Source organism: Streptococcus sp. HF-100 (genome assembly GCF_015594635.1).
In the GTDB taxonomy this organism is placed as follows: Bacteria; Bacillota; Bacilli; order Lactobacillales; family Streptococcaceae; genus Streptococcus; species Streptococcus vaginalis.
Genome location: NZ_JADNQV010000001.1, coordinates 319,695 through 337,233 on the forward strand (window position 1 = coordinate 319,695; position 17,539 = coordinate 337,233).

General features: G+C 41.0%; 18 protein-coding genes, 1 tRNA gene and 1 other RNA gene. 1 reads left to right on the forward strand and 19 read right to left on the reverse strand.

The annotated features are described in order from the left end of the window. Nucleotides 1-21: 21 nt before the first annotated feature. The 14 genes from IYQ23_RS01525 to ssrA all read right to left on the reverse strand — a co-directional run bounded on the left by IYQ23_RS01525 (nt 22) and on the right by ssrA (nt 9,710). Nucleotides 22-615, reverse strand: coding sequence for a dTDP-4-dehydrorhamnose 3,5-epimerase family protein (locus tag IYQ23_RS01525; protein WP_195673881.1), 594 nt, complete (start codon nt 613-615; stop codon nt 22-24). Between the two features lie 3 nt (nt 616-618). Next, nucleotides 619-1,488 (reverse strand): glucose-1-phosphate thymidylyltransferase RfbA, encoded by an 870-nt coding sequence (gene rfbA, locus IYQ23_RS01530; RefSeq protein WP_006268635.1) that lies wholly within the window; start codon nt 1,486-1,488, stop codon nt 619-621. Nucleotides 1,489-1,688: 200 nt separating this feature from the next. Beyond that, on the reverse strand, nt 1,689-2,516 hold the full coding sequence (locus IYQ23_RS01535; RefSeq protein WP_003030461.1) for a ZIP family metal transporter: 828 nt from the start codon (nt 2,514-2,516) through the stop codon (nt 1,689-1,691). 18 nt (nt 2,517-2,534) lie between these two features. Next, a complete protein-coding gene (locus tag IYQ23_RS01540) occupies nt 2,535-3,011 on the reverse strand; it encodes an 8-oxo-dGTP diphosphatase (RefSeq protein WP_195673882.1) in 477 nt (158 codons plus the stop codon). Then, the gene (locus IYQ23_RS01545; protein ID WP_195673883.1) at nt 3,012-4,109 is read right to left on the reverse strand and encodes an NAD(P)/FAD-dependent oxidoreductase; all 1,098 of its coding nucleotides are present in this window, start codon (nt 4,107-4,109) and stop codon (nt 3,012-3,014) included. It abuts the gene before it with no gap. Nucleotides 4,110-4,121: 12 nt separating this feature from the next. Then, complete coding sequence (locus IYQ23_RS01550; protein ID WP_195673884.1) at nt 4,122-4,919, reverse strand: Nif3-like dinuclear metal center hexameric protein; 798 nt, start codon at nt 4,917-4,919, stop codon at nt 4,122-4,124. Beyond that, nucleotides 4,906-5,595, reverse strand: a complete 690-nt coding sequence (locus IYQ23_RS01555) for a tRNA (adenine(22)-N(1))-methyltransferase (RefSeq protein WP_195673885.1) — start codon at nt 5,593-5,595, stop codon at nt 4,906-4,908. The genes IYQ23_RS01550 and IYQ23_RS01555 overlap by 14 nt, the downstream gene beginning before the upstream one ends. A 93-nt stretch (nt 5,596-5,688) precedes the next feature. After that, nucleotides 5,689-6,363 carry a DnaD domain-containing protein gene (locus IYQ23_RS01560; RefSeq protein WP_003030497.1) on the reverse strand — a complete coding sequence of 225 codons (675 nt, stop codon included), beginning with the start codon at nt 6,361-6,363 and terminating at the stop codon, nt 5,689-5,691. A gap of 8 nt (nt 6,364-6,371) precedes the next feature. Continuing rightward, the gene (gene metA / locus IYQ23_RS01565; RefSeq protein WP_195673886.1) at nt 6,372-7,316 is read right to left on the reverse strand and encodes a homoserine O-acetyltransferase MetA; all 945 of its coding nucleotides are present in this window, start codon (nt 7,314-7,316) and stop codon (nt 6,372-6,374) included. A 100-nt stretch (nt 7,317-7,416) separates the two neighbouring features. Then, nucleotides 7,417-7,929 (reverse strand): adenine phosphoribosyltransferase, encoded by a 513-nt coding sequence (locus IYQ23_RS01570; protein ID WP_049513622.1) that lies wholly within the window; start codon nt 7,927-7,929, stop codon nt 7,417-7,419. A gap of 117 nt (nt 7,930-8,046) precedes the next feature. Continuing rightward, nucleotides 8,047-8,742 carry an LrgB family protein gene (locus IYQ23_RS01575; RefSeq protein ID WP_003037392.1) on the reverse strand — a complete coding sequence of 232 codons (696 nt, stop codon included), beginning with the start codon at nt 8,740-8,742 and terminating at the stop codon, nt 8,047-8,049. Continuing rightward, nucleotides 8,735-9,115: a CidA/LrgA family protein gene (locus IYQ23_RS01580; protein ID WP_003037448.1), complete on the reverse strand. Its 381-nt coding sequence runs from the start codon at nt 9,113-9,115 to the stop codon at nt 8,735-8,737. The genes IYQ23_RS01575 and IYQ23_RS01580 overlap by 8 nt, the downstream gene beginning before the upstream one ends. Nucleotides 9,116-9,264: 149 nt before the next feature. Then, nucleotides 9,265-9,352, reverse strand: a tRNA-Ser gene (locus IYQ23_RS01585). Nucleotides 9,353-9,360: 8 nt separating this feature from the next. Next, nucleotides 9,361-9,710, reverse strand: a transfer-messenger RNA (tmRNA) gene (gene ssrA, locus IYQ23_RS01590). A gap of 137 nt (nt 9,711-9,847) precedes the next feature. Here ssrA and IYQ23_RS01595 point away from each other — a divergent pair. Further along, complete coding sequence (locus tag IYQ23_RS01595) at nt 9,848-10,849, forward strand: YdcF family protein (RefSeq protein WP_195673887.1); 1,002 nt, start codon at nt 9,848-9,850, stop codon at nt 10,847-10,849. 455 nt (nt 10,850-11,304) lie between these two features. Here the strand turns inward: IYQ23_RS01595 and IYQ23_RS01600 are convergent, their stop codons facing one another. The 5 genes from IYQ23_RS01600 to murA all read right to left on the reverse strand — a co-directional run bounded on the left by IYQ23_RS01600 (nt 11,305) and on the right by murA (nt 17,511). Then, entirely contained in the window at nt 11,305-13,074 is a 1,770-nt protein-coding gene (locus IYQ23_RS01600) for an ABC transporter ATP-binding protein (protein ID WP_195673888.1), read from the reverse strand. 9 nt (nt 13,075-13,083) lie between these two features. Continuing rightward, complete coding sequence (locus tag IYQ23_RS01605; protein ID WP_126466646.1) at nt 13,084-14,820, reverse strand: ABC transporter ATP-binding protein; 1,737 nt, start codon at nt 14,818-14,820, stop codon at nt 13,084-13,086. 291 nt (nt 14,821-15,111) lie between these two features. After that, entirely contained in the window at nt 15,112-15,957 is an 846-nt protein-coding gene (locus tag IYQ23_RS01610) for a DNA/RNA non-specific endonuclease (protein ID WP_195672919.1), read from the reverse strand. A 104-nt stretch (nt 15,958-16,061) separates the two neighbouring features. Further along, nucleotides 16,062-16,238 carry a DNA-directed RNA polymerase subunit beta gene (locus IYQ23_RS01615; RefSeq protein ID WP_195672920.1) on the reverse strand — a complete coding sequence of 59 codons (177 nt, stop codon included), beginning with the start codon at nt 16,236-16,238 and terminating at the stop codon, nt 16,062-16,064. Beyond that, entirely contained in the window at nt 16,231-17,511 is a 1,281-nt protein-coding gene (murA, locus tag IYQ23_RS01620; protein ID WP_195672921.1) for a UDP-N-acetylglucosamine 1-carboxyvinyltransferase, read from the reverse strand. Before murA ends, IYQ23_RS01615 begins: the two co-directional genes overlap by 8 nt. Between the last annotated feature and the right edge of the window lie 28 nt (nt 17,512-17,539).

Sequence of the window (17,539 nt, forward strand, 5' to 3'; positions counted from 1 at the left end):
TCTCCTATTTTTCTGAGGGTATTATAACATATCTTTGGTCAAAGGCTTAACATCCTTAAGCATTGGATGATTCTTATCTGCTTCAGAGACTTCTGCTTGGTCAAGATTTTCCCATTTAATTTCAAGAGTAGGGTCAGCATAGTTGACAAAGGCATACTTAGGTTTCAATTCTAATGCCCAGTAATCATTGACCAAATAGCTATAAGAAACTGTATCTGACAATACTTGGAAACCATTTGCTACACCGCGAGGAACGAAAATTCCCTTGCTGGCATCAATGACTGTTTGGTAGGTATTTCCGAACGTTTCTCCTTCACGCAAATCAACCCAAGAACCGAGAACTTTTCCGCCATCTGCGACAGAAATGTACTTATCCCAAGGTTCTGCATGAAGTCCACGGAGCACATTTTTGCGAGAAAAGCTTACATTGTTTTGAAGCTTACCTTCTGCAAAAAAGCTTTCTGGAAAACCAAGGGGTACCATTTTTTCTTTTTGAAAGTTTTCCTTGAACCAGCCACGATTGTCTCCATGAACTGGAATATCAAATTCCAGCATGCCAGGAATGGCTTCAATCTTACGGGCTGCTAATTTTTTTTCAAAAAATTGTTCAGACATGTTTTATTCTTCTCCAATCAAACGTAATAAGTAATGACCGTATTCGTTCTTTTTAAGTGATTGTGCCAAATCATGCACTTGTTCTTTGGTAATATAACCCATACGGTAGGCAATTTCTTCTAAGTTTGCTACTTGCACATTTTGCATACGTTGGACGGTTTCGATGTATTGAGCAGCTTCTAATAAGCTCTCGTGTGTACCAGTGTCTAACCAAGCAAAACCTCGTCCCATCAGCTCAACAGACAAATCACCGCGGTCTAAGTAAGCCTTATTGACATCAGTGATTTCCAGCTCTCCACGTGGGCTAGGTTTGATATTTTTTGCAATTTCTACTACGTCATTGTCATAGAAATAAAGTCCTGTAACTGCGTAGTTAGAACGGGGTTGTTCTGGTTTTTCTTCGATAGAGATCGCATTCATATTTTCATCAAATTCAACCACACCGAAACGCTCTGGATCTTTCACTTGATAACCAAAAACAGTAGCTCCCTTTCCTTTAGAAGCAGCTTTTTGCAACATTTTGCTAAGGCCTGGACCATGATAAATATTATCACCTAAAATCAAAGCTACATGGTCATCGCCGATAAAGTCAGCACCGATAATAAAGGCTTGAGCCAAGCCATCTGGACTTGGTTGCTCAGCATAAGAAAGTCTGATACCAAACTCCGATCCATCACCCAACAAGTCCTCAAAGCGAGGGAGATCTGTCGGGGTTGAGATAATCAAGATGTCCTTGATACCAGCCAGCATGAGGGTTGATAGCGGATAATAAATCATGGGTTTGTCATAAACCGGCATGAGTTGTTTAGATGCAGCTCTAGTCAAAGGATATAAACGTGTACCAGAACCACCTGCAAGGATAATACCTTTCATAATGAGTTTCCTCTCTTAATGTATTCTCTTTATTTTACCATTTTTGAAGGCGGATGTCATCCCTCAAGAAAGAGAGTGCTTTCATTTAAAGTCTCTCATACTTAATGAAAATCCAAAACGAAACAAAAAATCTGCCAAGATAGAACTGTTGTTATCTACGCAACTGATAAAATAGACGCCTAATTTTAAAAAAGTATCTGCTATCCCAAAGCCACATCCAATACCATCATCAACACAAAGCCTACCATGAGACCTAAAGTCGCAACATCTGTATTGCCATTAGTTTGAGAGTCTGGTATCAGCTCCTCCACGACGACGAAAATCATGGCTCCCGCCGCAAAAGACAGGGCATAGGGTAGAATAGCCGTCATTGCCATAACCGCATAAGCACCAAGGACAGCTCCGATAGGCTCAACAATAGCCGACATTGAACCCCAGTAAAAAGCTTTAAGACGCGATTCCCCGTCTGTCCGTATAGGAATGGACAAGGCTGCCCCTTCCGGCACATTTTGGAGACCGATTCCCAGAGCCAGACCTACAGCTCCGATAAAGACTTCTGGACTGGAATTGCTGGATAAGGCACCGAAGGCCACTCCTACTGCCAAGCCTTCTGGAAAATTGTGTATGGTAATAGCCAGAAAAAGCAGAGCCGTTTTGGACAGTTTATTCCGGCTGTGCTCCGGCAGACTTTCTGCCTCAGATACATCCTTCTTGCTAAGGTGTAAATGGGGTACTACCGCATCAATAAAGCGCAAGAAGAAACCACCCAACAGAAAACCAAGGGCGGCTGGCATCCAAGACCACACTCCATAGTTACCTTTTGCATACTCAATTGAAGGCTGCAAGAGCGACCAAAATGAAGCTGCAATCATGACACCAGCTGCAAATCCCATCATAATATCCAGCAGCTTACGACTGACTGTTTTAAAGAAAAAGACAACCGCAGAGCCTACAATGGTACAGCCCCATGTAAAGAGTCCCGCCAAAAAAGCCTGCAGCACCACAGGCTGCTCCTGCAACCAGTTCATAACAACTTCATCTCCTCATTATCTTTCATCATACAATATCGTCTTGGTTTCTTTGATGCAATGGTTCTCTTCATCCCAATAGTGAATCCGCTCAAAGGAGCCTTTTCGCCAGTACAAAGGAAGCCTATCTCTGATGTCGTCCTGCATGTCGAGCTGGTCCAGTTCATCAATTGACCACCATTTGGGCTGACCTTCCCGTGATTCCGTTAGTAGTTCCCCGTCAAATTCCTCGCAGAGAAAATCATAATAGACATAACGCTCTGCTTTTGTTGGATTGGTAAAACCGGAAATGCCTTTAAGCTGTAAATTCAAAGCTATCAGTCCTGTTTCTTCTTTCAACTCACGAGTCGCTGCTTCAAAAAAAGATTCTGGAAACTCAACTTTCCCACCTGGCTGAATCCAGCCTTTAAAATCATCATGCTGTCGATTGAGCAAAAGAACTTGATTCCCTTTTTTCACACAAACATTGACCCAATTTAAAATTTTTTCTGTCATCTATTTCTCTTTTTTAATATATCTTTCAATAGGATAATCCGTTGGATTTAAACTACCACTTTTTTCCTGAACCATCTGAGCTAAATGATATCCGATGAGTGGCCCTGTCGTCAAACCAGAAGAACCTAAGCCACCGGCTGCAAGTACCTGCGGAAGATTTGGCACCTGACCAAAGAAAGGAGAAAAGTCACTAGTATAGGCTCGAATTCCGACCCGTTCGCTCACCACTTTTGCCTGAGATAAGCTAGGAAAATAGTAAAGTGCCTCCTGCTCCATTTCATCCAGCATAGCCTGATTTACTTTGAGGTCATAGCCCATTTCATTTTCGTGAGTAGCTCCCATACTGATTTTGCCATTTTGAAAAGGAATAATATCTAGCTCTCCCTCTGGCATGACAACTGGATAATCATCTGTCACCAGAGCAGTCTGATAATCTCGCAGCTGACCCTTTTGTGGGCGAATATCCACCTGATAACCTAATGGTTTCAGAAGCTCAGACAACCAAGCTCCTGTTGCCAATATAACTTGGTCAAAACAACAACTATCAACCCAGAAAGCCCCATCTCGAATGTCCAAACTTACTTTCTTTTGGATTACTTCTGCACCGCTAGCCGCAAGCAAAGTCTGAGTCAATAATGAGCCTTCCACGCGTGCTCCTCCAGAAGCATAGAGCAGCCGGTCAAAACCTTTAAGACCTGGAAAATACTCTGCTGCTTCCGCTCGTGAAAGCAGCCGCAAGTCGCCAATGAGCGGTGATTCTTTTCGCCGTTGGTCTGCCAACTCATAGAGTATTTCCAAACTTTCCTCCTTTTTCTTCAGCACAAATACACCAGTCTGTTGATAAAACTCCGTTGCAAAACCGTCCTTCTGTAAATCAGCCACCAAATCCAGATAAAAATCTGCTCCCAGTCGCGCCATACGATACCATACTTTATTGCGCCGCTTAGAAAACCACGGGCTGATAATACCAGCCGCTGCCTTGGTTGCCTGACCTATTCCTTGGTCAAAAACTGTTACCTGATAAGCAGGATTTTTCGATAGATAATAGGCAACAGTTGATCCGACAATCCCTGCTCCAATAATCGCTACTTTTTTCATACAATTTCCTACTTAGATATGTTTAAAAGGATTTGTAGAAACCTGACTGGCTAAAAATTCAACTTCCCAACTCTCTTCTACTTTCCAATCTTGAAACTTTTCAACCAATTTTTCTACAAAGAGCACTTCTATATGGTGACCCGGATCCAAAGCTAGAAGCCCCTCGCTCAGCATATCCTGTGCTGTATGGTAGTAAATATCACCTGTAATATAAAGCTGAGCACCCTGTGCTAAAGCCTCCTTGTAAAAGGACTGACCACTGCCACCACAGATCGCCACTTTCTCAATCGTTTGCTCCAAATCCACATCCGAATAAGTCACCAAACACAAACTATCCAGACCAAAAGTTTCCTTAACCTTGCCTGCAAAGTCTCCAAAAGTCTGAGGTGCAATCTTGCCAATACGACCAATGCCGTGTCCAGGAACCGTTTCGCAAAGATAATCCGTATCAGTGATTTCTAGTAGATTACAGAACCAGTCATTGAGACCGTCATCCACAATATCAATATTGGTATGGCTGACATAGACTGCAATATCGTGCTTAATCAGATCGATGTAAATCTGATTCTGAGGTCGGTCTGCCACTAAATCCTTAATAGGCCGAAAGATCGGTGCGTGCTTAACCAAAATCAAATCTACATCTTTTTCAATCGCCTCTGCAACTGTCTGCTCGCGGATATCCAAAGCTACCAGTACTCGCTTAACTTCCTTATTCAGAGTTCCAATTTGCAGTCCGCAGATATCTCCCGTCATGGACAGATCCTTAGGACAGTATGCTTCATAATGGTTAATAAAATCACTTGCCAGCATGCAGTACCTCCTTGATTTGCTTGATTTTTTTGGATATAGCAGAGCGTTCCGTTAGATTTTTCTCTGGGATTTTAGCCAGAGCTTTTTCCAGTTTGTCTACTTCCCGCTGCCATCTATCTTGAAAAACAGCTGATTGCTCCCTCATTAGATAAGATCCGAAGCGTTCTTGTTCAGCATTCAACACTTGATGCCCCTGTTCAGCTATCATTATCTCGTAAAATTTCCCATTTTCTTCCACAATAGCTTCTTCTATAATTTGAAAATTATGACTACACAACCACCTGCGAAGTTCATCTTCCCGATTGTTAGGCTGAAGAATCAGGCGCTTAACAGATGCCAATTTTGCACTGCCATTGTCTAAAATATCTGCTATCAATCCTCCTCCCATTCCTGCAATAACGATAACATCAATCTGATCTTCTGCATCAAAAGCTGCCAAACCATTTGCCAAACGAACAGAAATTTTATCGGACATCTGGTTATCGGCTACATTCGTCACCGCAGACTGATAAGGCCCCTCAACAACTTCACCAGCAATGGCTGAGGAAATTCTCCCCTGCTGAATTAGATAAATCGGTAAATAAGCGTGGTCACTTCCTACATCCAAGATTTTGGCATCCTGTGGTACAAAACCAGCCACTTTTCTCAAACGTTTTGAGATATTCTTTACTTGCATGATAACTCATTTCTAAAATAATCGCTTCACTTAGTATATCATTTTTAAGGAACTAAAAAAAGAGTCTATTCCAAGAGAATAAACTCCGATTTCTTAATCTCGCCACAAATCCATAGCCTTCAAAAAATCATCCGAGACAGTGATATTTTGTGGATTTGTCGCCTCACGCTCTTCTCGCTTCGCTTCTACCTGTGCTACTGTTGTAATGCCTTCACGGCGCCAATTCCGTAAAATAGCTTGGATGTATTTCCAGTTTGCCTTTCCATTAAAAACAGCTTCACGAAGAGCAGCAGTAACAAGTTCAGGACTGGTCTTGTCATCTTGAATCGTTTTTGTCAAATCCTCGATTTCAAACGGTGTCAAGAGACGACCTAATTCTTGCTGGAAAGTCTCGACCAAGTCTTTTAAAACATTTTGAGAAACAGCTTGCGCAACGCTTGAGTGATTCTCTACAATTTCATCCAATCGTTCAAGCGCTGGCAGCGCATCAAAAACTGCCTCAATTTCACCATTGAGTGCAATTGTTTTGTACTGCAACAATCCTTTTTCTGTCAAATTTGACATAGAGCGATTGACCTCTGCAACGGATTTCCCGATACTTTCTGCAATCTGAACAGGAGAAATCTCTTCTAGCGATGTTGTATTTTGCAAATAGAAAAATTGCCAGACCAAAAAGTCATCACTATTATCAAATATCTCATGAAAATGAAAAAGAAGCTCAGTTGGCAATACTAAATTGCCCGTCTTATACGCTGATAAATAAGTCATAACACCTCTTATAAATAAGCAAACAAGGACGCGTCATTTGCTGCATTTGCCCAGTCAAATGGCGTTTCTTGATAAACAGCATAATTAATCCAATTGTTGAAAAACAGCGCCGCAGCCAGATTCCATCGCAAACACGGAGTTGAAGTAACGTCATCATTTTTGAAATAATTTTCTGGAATATGCGGATTCAGCCCTTCGTCTACATCACGCAAATATTCTTTTGCCAAGGTCTCGCGGTCATATTCCAAATGACCAAAGCTATACACTTCGCGAAGATCACGACTTGCCGCAACGGAGGCACCGACTTCTTCTCCACAAGCTAAAATTTCCAAATTACTCTTATTTAAAATATCCTCTTTGCGAACTTCTGTATAACGCGAATGAGGAGCTGCATATTCATCATCAAAACCGCGAAACAGCAAATTTGGCTTTTCTGGTGTAGATTGACTGTAAATGCCAGACAACTTGCGGTTCATCTGGTGTTTGGCGATGCCATAACGAGCATAAAGAGCTGCTTGCGCTCCCCAACAAATATGCAACGTTGAGTAAACATGCGATTTGGACCAGTCAATAACTTGTCGGAATTCTTCCCAATAATCTACTGCTTCAAAAGGCAAATGCTCGACTGGCGCTCCGGTGACAATCAAACCGTCAAAATAACGACCCTTGATCTCATCAAAAGTCTTATAAAACGTCTCCATATAGTCCGCATGTGTCGTTTTGAAGGTATGAGAAGTCATATAAAGAAATTCAATCCGAAGTTGCAATGGCGTATTTGCTAAATGACGCAACAACTGCGTTTCTGTTACTGTTTTTTGCGGCATTAAATTCAAAATCAAGATATTCAGAGGACGAATATCTTGGTGTTCTGCATGCTCATCATCCATGACAAAGATATTCTCAGATCTTAAAATGTCAACAGCTGGTAATTTCTTATCAATTTTAATAGGCATGAAAATATCTCCTTTTACGTTCTGCTTTTATTATACTGAAAGGAGATATAGTTTTCAATTATACTTTTTTCTACAACAAGATATAGTTTTTACTTATACCTTAATAATGCATGAGAACTTTGTAATCGTAGTTACCAATAGCTTCGCGTCCCTTCAATTTATCCAATTCAATAAGGAAAGCGCAACCTGCAACGATACCACCTAAACGTTCAACCATTTCAATTGTTGCTTTAACCGTTCCTCCCGTTGCAAGAAGGTCATCAACAATCAGTACGCGTTGTCCAGGCTTGATAGAGTCTGCGTGCATTGTTAAGGTATCTACACCATACTCTTTTTCATAACTAGCTGAGATAACCTCACGAGGCAATTTCCCAGGCTTACGTACTGGAGCAAAACCAACTCCAAGCTCATAAGCTACCGGACATCCAACAATAAATCCACGCGCTTCTGGACCGACAATCATATCAATTTTCTTGTCCGTAGCATACTGAACAATTTCACGAATGGCATAGCTGTAGGCATTTCCATCTGCCATCAATGGGCTAATGTCACGAAATAAAATTCCTTCTTGTGGGTAGTTTTCAATGGTTGCAATATAATCTTTTAAATCCATAACTGTCTTTCTATCAAAAAGTTTTTACTCTCTATTATATCATGTTTTTTAGGAAATGGGGCAGAAAACATACTTGCTTTCAAAAAATAGTCACAGCACAGTCATTCTCGTCTTTTGCTATTTTAAAATAATACTTGCAACAATTGGACTGACAATCACATACATAATCCCTGTCACGCCAATAGCTAGACCAGCCATAGCTCCTGCGACTTGTCCATATTTAAAAGCTGTCCCTGTCCCAACAGCATGTCCCGTTCCTCCAAGAGCTAAGCCTACTGCAACAGGATCTTTGATTTTTAAGATTTTTAAAACAGTCGGACCGATCACACTTGTCAAGATTCCCGTTGCAACTACAACTACCAACGTCACTGTCGTCAGCCCTTGCATTTTATCTGTAATTCCAACCGCCATAGCTGTTGTTACTGATTTGGGAAAGAGTGAAATTGCTAAGAAAAAATCCATTCCAAAAGCCTTTGCGACCAAAGCTGTAAAACTGGTATTCACTACCACTGCTACAAAAGTACCAATCAAAATGCTTCTGGCATGGTGTTTCATGAGATGAAATGTTTTATACAAAGGAATTCCCAGTGCAACCGTTGACGGCACAATGAGATTATTCAAATACGCCCCGCCTACGTAGTAATTCTTGTAAGAAATTCCTGTCAATTTTAAAAATACAATGACAAATATGGTGGCTAGAAGTAAAGGGGTTGTCAAAGGATGCGGAAATCTGCGAAAAATCAACATTCCTACCAGATAAGCAAAGATTGATAAAGCCAAACCAAATAAAGGATTGCCCCACAAATTAGACATTTCTTGTTTCTCCTTCTCCGTAATCTCCTTCAAAGCGATTTTTGATAAAATGAACAACCACGGCAATGACAACCACATTGATCACAATCGCCCCAACAATAATCAAAACAATCGGCAACAAATAAGGCGCAATGACATGAAATTTATCCATAATTCCAACCGCTGGCGGCAAAAATAAAATGGTCATATTGGCTAATAAAAAATTTCCCACCATACTCACATGCCGCAATCTGAAAATTTTAAATTGCAAAGCCAAAAAAAGAAGAATGAGGCCAATAATGCTTCCTGGAATAGGCAAATGAAAAAGATAGGAAATCCCTTCTCCTATCAAAGAAATCGAAAAAATAATCATCAATTGTACGTATAATTTCACAAGAAACCTCCAAACTTTCTAGTAACAGTCTACTACTTTTCAGAAAAATTTCAATATTTTTCAAAAAAATAAATGAGTGAATCCGTTCTCTTCACTCATTTTATCTTCTAGTAAGAAAAAACGCTACTAACGAGCGTTTTGTAGTAAAACGGAAGACATGGGATTCGAACCCACGCACGCTTTCACACGCCTACTGCGTTTCCAACACAGCCTCTTAAGCCTCTTGAGTAATCTTCCATATTTAACAATGGAGCCGGTGGGAATTGAACCCACGTCCAAACACCTGCCAACACATTTGTCTACAACCATAGGTTATGTATTGGATTTAACTTCGCTTTGACACATAACTCAAGCCCAAGCCAAGCGAGTCTATCAGTCTCTTATCAAGCCCCTAGACAAGGCTTAATCGTATCTCGCTATTATTAAGACCGGTCATCGAACACGAGCGATCCGAATCTGGTCACGCTGGCTGTTTTTTAGGCAGCTAAAGCGTAAGAATTATTATTTTTTGCAGTTATATTTAACTGGCGCTTTACATCCGCTCGATGAGTCGCAAAATGTGCCTCATAATGCCTGTCGAATCCGTAACGACCCCAAGACATAAAAGTATTATACCATATTTTTTAATAATATTTCAATTTTTAAGTCTATTCTTTTTGAATCTATTATTTTTTACAGGAACTTTTATGCTATACTAAAAAGGAATCTGTTTGAAAGGATTGTTATCACATTATGGTATTGCATCTTATTTGGCTTCTTCCTGCTCTTCTTTTTCTTGCCTTGTTTTATATAGAGCCAAGGCGACTCTTCAATGCGTATTTGCTTAGTATCGTTTTAATTTTATTTGCCGCTATCGTTTCTGGTTTATTTGTGATTCATATGGAACAACTTGTCAATAGAAATCTGGCAATGCTTTCTTTGCTCATCTTAACACTTTTCATTCCTTTGAGTGTTATAATTTCAACCATTTATCTCATTTTTAATGGCAGACAGATGATGACCTTTGAAGGTAGGCGTTTAGCAAACCTTCTCTCCCTCTTTTATGGACTCGCTATTGCTCTTTCCCTAGCGCTTACTTTTTTCTTTCCTCATTTTATCTTTCTTCATAAAATCCTATCTCTTACAAATGGACTTCTAATTTATGGTAGCTATCTTTATGTGACCTATATCCTTTACGGTTTTGTTTATAATACTTTTCCCGTCATAAAACATCCAGACTACATCATCATCTTAGGGTCTGGTTTGATAGGAGACAAGGTTCCGCCTCTTCTCGCTCAACGACTTGAAAAGGGGAAGATGATGTATGAAAAATTTCATAACCATCCCAAAATTGTCGTTTCTGGAGGACAAGGTGTCGATGAACCAATAACCGAAGCAGAAGCAATGGCACATTATTTAATGGAATCTGGTATTTCAGAGGAAGATATTATCATTGAACGGCAGTCAACCAATACCTTAGAAAATTTGCAGTTTAGCAAAACTATTTTAGACCAAAAAAGTAAGGAAAATTACTATTGCTTGGTCGTCACCAACTCTTTCCACTCTTTGCGAGCAGGTATTTACATGCGAAAGCTCGGCATAAAGGGGCGAAGTATCGGCTCTAGAACAGCACTTTATTTTCTCCCGTCGGCTTGGATACGTGAAACACTTGGACTAATCATGCTTTATTGGAAATGGCATGCCGTTTTTCTTGGATTGTATTTCATTGTTTGGCTTACTAACCTCTTTCGATAAGGCGTAATTTTACTTAACGGAATGAACAATTCGTAGAAAACGATTGAAGCTGTCGACTGGGGCGACAAAGTAAACTGAAACTCATTCGCCTCGTCCGCTCGGCTGACACTATAAACCAAAACTCATTCACTTCGTCCGCCCAGCTGACACTATAAACCAAAACTAGTTCACTTCGTCCGCCGGGCTGACAGTATAAATCAAAACTAATCCACCCCATCCGCCCGGCTGACACTATAAACCAAAACTAGTTCACTTCGTCCGCTGGGCGGACGGAAGAAATGTCATGCAGTTTTGAAGATTTAGCAAAAAATAGTTGTGAGACAGAGCAATTGCATTTTAGCTTTATGTCACCAAAGATAAAAAAACACGAACTCGTCCAGATTAGCTAACTGCTAGTCAAGACAGGGTTCGTGTTTTTATTGTTTAATTGGAGTTTTCTTTTGCTCCTTTATTCGTTAGGCCTCTTTCTTAGCAAACTGACTTGTATATAAGTCGTAATAGAAACCTTTATCAGCTAAAAGCGATTCGTGAGTTCCTTGCTCAATGATTTGCCCGTCTTTGAGAACCAAAATCTTGTCTGCCTCTTGAATCGTCGATAAGCGGTGAGCAATGACAAAGCTTGTTCGTCCTTGCATGAGGTTCTTCATCGCTTTTTGAATCAAGAGCTCTAGGCGTGTATCAACGGACGAGGTTGCTTCATCCAAAATCAAGATTTTGGGATCGGCTAATAATGCTCGCGCAATGGTCAGCAATTGTTTTTGTCCTAGTGAGATATTGCTAGACTCTTGATTCATTTCCATATTATAGCCACCTGGAAGTGTCCGAATGAAATGATCGACATTAGCCGCTTTGGCAGCTTCCACAATCTCTTCATCTGTCGCATTCAGATTTCCAAAGCGCAAGTTTTCCTTGACTGTTCCTTCATAAAGCCAAGCGTCTTGCAAGACCATACCAAATTGTTTGCGGTATTCTTGGCGCGATAAGTTGCGAATATCGTGACCATCAACAGAAATTGAACCTGCTGTTACATCGTAAAAGCGCATGAGTAGATTGATGAGGGTGGTCTTTCCAGCACCAGTCGGACCGACAATTGCTACCATTTCACCCGGCCTTACCTCCAAATTGAAGTCTCGAATGAGCGGTTTGTTTTCCACGTATTGAAAGTCAACATGCTTGAAGCTGACCTGACCTGTCAAATCATGCTCCAGCCACTCTTTCGCATCTGTTACTTCGTCTGGTTCATCCAAAACTTGGAAGACACGATCCAGCGAAGACTTAGCACTCTGCAATTGCCCAGCCAGTTGCGTTAAGTTTTGGATTGGTTGGTTTACTTGCCACACGTATTGTACGAATGCTTGCATGTTCCCAATCGTTAATTGTCCAGAAATGACTTGCAGACCACCAACAACCGCTTCAATCAAATAGGTCAAATCTGAAACGGCATTCAAAATTGGCATCATCAAGCCCGAAATAAAGCTAGCTTTGAAGCCAACTTCTTGGAGATTTTGCGTGATTTCGCGAAAATCTTCTGAAGATGTTTCTTCACGACCATAAAGTTTCAGCACATTAAAACCGCTCAGATTTTCCTGCACAAATCCGTTCATAGCACCCAGCGCATCTGCTTGCTTTTTAAAATAAGGCTGCGATTTCTTTAAGATAAAATTCGCCCCAAAATAGGTCAATGGAATGCTAGCAATCACTATCAAAGCCAGTTGAAAATTAAGATACAAGACCATTCCGATAACTAAGGTAATGGTCAAAACCGCATTTACAACTTGTAAGAATGATTGTTGAAGCGCATTTGAAACAGTCTCTACATCACTGGTAAAGCGCCCTAGCAAATCTCCAAATTGATGCTTATCAAAGTAAGAAACTGGAATTTGATTAATTTTAGAACTCAACTCATTGCGCATATCGCGTACCGTATTTTGCACCGCATTGGTCATAAAATAATTAGAATAGTAAGCCCCAATTTCATAGAACAAACCACGCAAAAGGTAAAGTGCCATTACCCAAAAGACATATGTTGTGTTTATACTGGCGCCTTCGACTCCTTTTGCTATGTCCAGCACATTTCGTGTCAATTCTGTAATAGCAAGACCAAGTACAAAAGGCTCTAGCACGCTCATCACAATACTCACCACCTTCAAAAAGATAGCAAGGATTACTGAGAGTTTATAAACTTTTAAATAACTCCACAAGCGCATAAAACTATGTTGTTTCATCTTTCCCTCCTATTCTTCTGTTAGTGATTGACTATTAAGCTGAGAATTAGCAATTTCGCGATAGATATCGTTTTGTTGCAACAATTCTTCATGTGTTCCGCGCCCGACAATTTCTCCCTTATCCAGAACAATAATCTGATCTGCATCCATAATGGTTCCCACACGTTGTGCTACAATCAATACAGTAGCATTTTGCGTAACTTCTTTGAGTCGACTTCGAAGAATGGCATCGGTCTTATAGTCCAACGCAGAAAATGAATCATCAAAAATATAAATATCTGGTTCTTTCACGACCGCCCGCGCAATGGAGAGACGTTGCTTTTGACCACCAGAGAGATTGCTCCCTCCTTCTGCCAAATGCGTTTCAAAACGCTCTTCCTTGCTTTCGATAAAGTCTCTCGCTTGTGCTACATCTGCTGCTTGCACCAATTCCTCACGACTAGCATGTTCTTTCCCATACCGCAGATTTTCTGCGATTGTTCCCGTAAACAGCAAAGCCTTTTGTGGAATGAAACCTATCTTCTGCCGCAACGCTTTTAGGTTATAAGAACGCACGTCCACTCCGTCTACTAAAATCTTTCCAAGTGTCACGTCATAGAAACGCGGAATCAATTGCACCAATGAAGACTTTCCTGAGCCGGTCGAGCCGATAAAAGCAATCGTTTCACCAGGTTTCGCTTTGAACGAAATATCATGTAGCACTGGGCTTTCAGTCTCACCAGGATAAGCAAAAGTAACATTGTCAAACTCTAAATAACCGTGACTGTCTGTCTCCGTAACACCGTCTTCGTTTGGATTGATCGAAATCGGCATTTCCATTACTTCTTTCAAGCGTTCACTTGAAACAGCTGTACGAGGATACATCGTAAACAAACTAGATAGCAACAAGAAAGACAGCAAAGCATGGAAACTGTATTCGATAAAAGCAACCAAATCCCCAACTTGCAAGTCTCCTGTACCAAGTGGTTTTAAAGCAAACCAGACAATGGCAACAATCATGGCAATGATGATTTGAACAAAGAGCGGTTCTGTCAAACCAGTTAATTTAAATAAGCGATTGGAATTATCCGCATAAATTTCATTTTGTGAAGCAAAGCGCTCTTCTTGAAATTCTTCTCGTGCAAAAGCCCGAATGACGCGCAGACCCGTTAAATTTTCACGCGCGTATTGATTGATTTTGTCTAACGTTTTTTGTTGCTTTTCTGATAGAGGACGTGTTTTTGTCGCCACATACCAAACGACAATGCCAAGAAAAGGAACGGAAATTGCGACAATCCAAGCTAAGGAAGGACTAGTGAAAAAAATCATCATCACACTAGACATCATCATCATAGGCGTAATGACACCCAATTTTAAGGATTGCTCTGCAAATTGCATCAAAACAAAAGCATCACTGGTAATCCGTGTCACTAAGGATGAAACACCAATCTGCTCGTATTCATGATGGGAATACTCTTGCAATTTATCATACACATCATTGCGCATGTCCCGTACCATGCTCGTCGTTAATTTCCCAGCAGCATAGGCAAGGACAATCCGTCCAAAGACTCCTAGCAAAATGACAATGAGCATCACAATCGCCCAATAATACAAACGATTGCTGTCTCCTCGATTAATCCCTTCGTCAATCATTCGTGCCAAAACAGTCGGCAAACCGAGATTCACCACGACAAAGAAGACAGCACCAAAGAAATCCAGCATCAACCATTTAGGATATTTTTTCAAATAAGACCAAATATACTTCATGTTTCTCCTTTCTCCTCATAAAACAAATCCACAATAAAAAAGCACCAACGTACTTTTTAGACAAAATGGGGGAGTGGGACAGAACTTATCTTGAAAAATTTAAGTTCGTAGTCCCACCCCCGCAAAGGTGATTAGGTGCTCTTTCGAGCTTGAAAAGCGAATAAAGAGTCCAATCACCTACTGCGTCATTCGCTTATCACTAAATTAGATAGAGGCTGAGATACTTTTTGTCCGACCTCATGTAAAAATAGTATAACAAAAAGATGATATAAATGCAACACTAGCAATAATCTAGTTGGTAACAGTCACTTCTCCTGTTTGATAATTTAGCCGAAGTCCTGTCTGTACGTTGGGAACAAAGACATTTATTTCCAGACTGCCGTCATTAGATTTGCCTTCAATATGCGAACCAACCGGCACCAAATCCTGTTCATTGGCATAAATCAAAGTCACCCGATACCGAACTCGTTTATTTTTGTCTAGTGCCTTGCGGACCTTTGTTTCATAAAAATTTTGACCCGTAGAATGACCAGTATTGGCTTGATTAGCCCAAGCTGTTTGCACAGCGATGTTTTTCGGGTTGCTGGTCGAAGCATCAAACCCTTTCAAGTTACCAATCAAAGCATAGCCCAACAAATGCCCACGGTCAACCGCATGATTATATTCACCTGATAAATGCTTCACCTGATGCCAACCAGCAGGTGTCCAAGCCGTAGAGCCATTTCCTGTCTCCTCACGATTCTTATACTGACGAGTGGCTTTGGATAAAAGAGCATTGGCTACAGTCGGAACAGTCTGACCTCGAACAAGCTTGGTCTTATTATCCGCGTAAGGAACGCTTGCAACTTTGGCATCCAATGTTGTTTTATTTTCGTTGATTATAAAGGCTCCCGATCCATTCCATTCGATCTTTCCTTTGAGCTGTCGTTTAACGGATTCTGTCAAAACACTCTGTGCTAATTCTTGACTGGGTGCTGCATGATTCATCCGAATACTTCGATTAATAGCAGAGCTATCAGAATGACTCGTACTAGTGCGATGATTGCTAAAAGAATAACCTCCCAGCGCAAGAACGAGTGCAAGAAATACGCCTACTACACTTTGCGCTACTTTCTGGTTGGACTTCTTTCTCGCCATTTCTCCCCCCTTTTTAAATAAATAGGAGGGGGTGGGACTACAAAGTCTATTGCTACGAAATCATGACTTTTGTCTCACTCCCTTTTTCCTATCAATATTATTATCTATTGTCCTGTGAATTTGCTGATGATTTCCTGCCACTTACCTGGCGATAAAATAGCCCATGGATTTTTTCCACCGTAGCCAACAACTAAGCCAAGTGCAAACAAAATCAAACCAAGCAACAAGACTGCTAGAACAATTCCAACTTGTTTTCCAACGTATTTCAAATCATTATTCATCGTCTTCTTCCTTCACTCGCTTAATAGAAGCACCTAAGTTAGACAACTTTTTATGGAACTGGTAATAGCCTCTGTCCAAGTGAGTTAGTTGTCCTACTTTTGTTTCACCTTCTGCAACCAAGCCCGTCAAAATCAGTGCTGCACTCGCACGCAAGTCTGTTGACATCACCTCTGCTCCCTGCAAGGCTTGACCACCAACGATACGAGCTGTGTCCCGCATAATTTCTGAGTGCAAGCCCATCCGACGCATTTCTTCCAGATGTTGGAAACGATTCTCAAAAACAGTCTCAATCATGGTAGATTCACCCTTGGCAACCGTCATCAAGGCTGTAAATTGCGCCTGCATATCTGTCGGAAAACCGGGATGAGGAAGAGTTTTTACATTGACAGCTTTTAGTTTAGACAAATCGGAACAAATCCGAATCCCTTCGTCCTCTTCGGTAACAGACACACCCATTTCCATCAATTTCGCGATGAGCGGACGATTATGCTCCCAGATAGCATCTCGCACAAGAACATTGCCACCCGTCATAGCAGCTGCTACCATAAAAGTTCCAGCTTCAATACGATCTTGCACCACGCTGTGGCTTGTCCCAGACAATTCCTTAACCCCAGTAATAGTTAATGTTTCCGTACCTGCACCACGGACTTTAGCACCCATTTTGTTTAACAAAACAGCTAAATCCACAATTTCAGGCTCCCGAGCTGCATTTTCAATAACAGTCACACCGTCTGCTAACGTTGCTGCCATCATAATATTTTGCGTCGCACCCACACTTGGAAAATCCATGTAAATATGAGCTCCATGCAATCGGTTAGCTTTGGCCTCAATAAATCCAGCCGTCTGCTTAATTTCTGCTCCCATTGCCTCTAACCCTTTCAAATGAAGGTCAATAGGACGGCTTCCAATCGTACAGCCACCTGGCATGGAAACTTTTGCGTGACCATTACGCGCCAAAATAGGTCCTAATACAACAATTGAAGCACGCATTTTACTGACATATTTATAAGGTGCTTCTTCACTCAATGGCTGTGTAGCATCCACCGTAATCTTGTTTTCTTCTTGCTCAAAGGTCACTTTTGTATTCAACCCACGGACTACATTGTTCATTGTAAATACATCGGATAGCACAGGGACATTGGTTAGAGTTGTTTTCCCTGTCGTCGCTAGAATAGTTGCTGCAAGCAAAGGCAAAACAGCATTTTTGGCACCTTCAATTTTAACCGAACCAACTAATGGATTTGAACCACCTTGTATAATAATTTTATCCATATTTTCTCCAAAACACTTATTTTATTAC

What these genes read in the sequence shown, in the direction of transcription:
- IYQ23_RS01525 (WP_195673881.1), bottom strand. Translation starts at nt 615, where the DNA reads ATGTCTGAACAATTTTTTGAAAAAAAATTAGCAGCCCGTAAGATTGAA.
- rfbA (WP_006268635.1), bottom strand. Translation starts at nt 1,488, where the DNA reads ATGAAAGGTATTATCCTTGCAGGTGGTTCTGGTACACGTTTATATCCT.
- IYQ23_RS01535 (WP_003030461.1), bottom strand. Translation starts at nt 2,516, where the DNA reads ATGAACTGGTTGCAGGAGCAGCCTGTGGTGCTGCAGGCTTTTTTGGCG.
- IYQ23_RS01540 (WP_195673882.1), bottom strand. Translation starts at nt 3,011, where the DNA reads ATGACAGAAAAAATTTTAAATTGGGTCAATGTTTGTGTGAAAAAAGGG.
- IYQ23_RS01545 (WP_195673883.1), bottom strand. Translation starts at nt 4,109, where the DNA reads ATGAAAAAAGTAGCGATTATTGGAGCAGGGATTGTCGGATCAACTGTT.
- IYQ23_RS01550 (WP_195673884.1), bottom strand. Translation starts at nt 4,919, where the DNA reads ATGCTGGCAAGTGATTTTATTAACCATTATGAAGCATACTGTCCTAAG.
- IYQ23_RS01555 (WP_195673885.1), bottom strand. Translation starts at nt 5,595, where the DNA reads ATGCAAGTAAAGAATATCTCAAAACGTTTGAGAAAAGTGGCTGGTTTT.
- IYQ23_RS01560 (WP_003030497.1), bottom strand. Translation starts at nt 6,363, where the DNA reads ATGACTTATTTATCAGCGTATAAGACGGGCAATTTAGTATTGCCAACT.
- metA (WP_195673886.1), bottom strand. Translation starts at nt 7,316, where the DNA reads ATGCCTATTAAAATTGATAAGAAATTACCAGCTGTTGACATTTTAAGA.
- IYQ23_RS01570 (WP_049513622.1), bottom strand. Translation starts at nt 7,929, where the DNA reads ATGGATTTAAAAGATTATATTGCAACCATTGAAAACTACCCACAAGAA.
- IYQ23_RS01575 (WP_003037392.1), bottom strand. Translation starts at nt 8,742, where the DNA reads ATGTCTAATTTGTGGGGCAATCCTTTATTTGGTTTGGCTTTATCAATC.
- IYQ23_RS01595 (WP_195673887.1), top strand. Translation starts at nt 9,848, where the DNA reads ATGGTATTGCATCTTATTTGGCTTCTTCCTGCTCTTCTTTTTCTTGCC.
- IYQ23_RS01600 (WP_195673888.1), bottom strand. Translation starts at nt 13,074, where the DNA reads ATGAAACAACATAGTTTTATGCGCTTGTGGAGTTATTTAAAAGTTTAT.
- IYQ23_RS01605 (WP_126466646.1), bottom strand. Translation starts at nt 14,820, where the DNA reads ATGAAGTATATTTGGTCTTATTTGAAAAAATATCCTAAATGGTTGATG.
- IYQ23_RS01610 (WP_195672919.1), bottom strand. Translation starts at nt 15,957, where the DNA reads ATGGCGAGAAAGAAGTCCAACCAGAAAGTAGCGCAAAGTGTAGTAGGC.
- IYQ23_RS01615 (WP_195672920.1), bottom strand. Translation starts at nt 16,238, where the DNA reads ATGAATAATGATTTGAAATACGTTGGAAAACAAGTTGGAATTGTTCTA.
- murA (WP_195672921.1), bottom strand. Translation starts at nt 17,511, where the DNA reads ATGGATAAAATTATTATACAAGGTGGTTCAAATCCATTAGTTGGTTCG.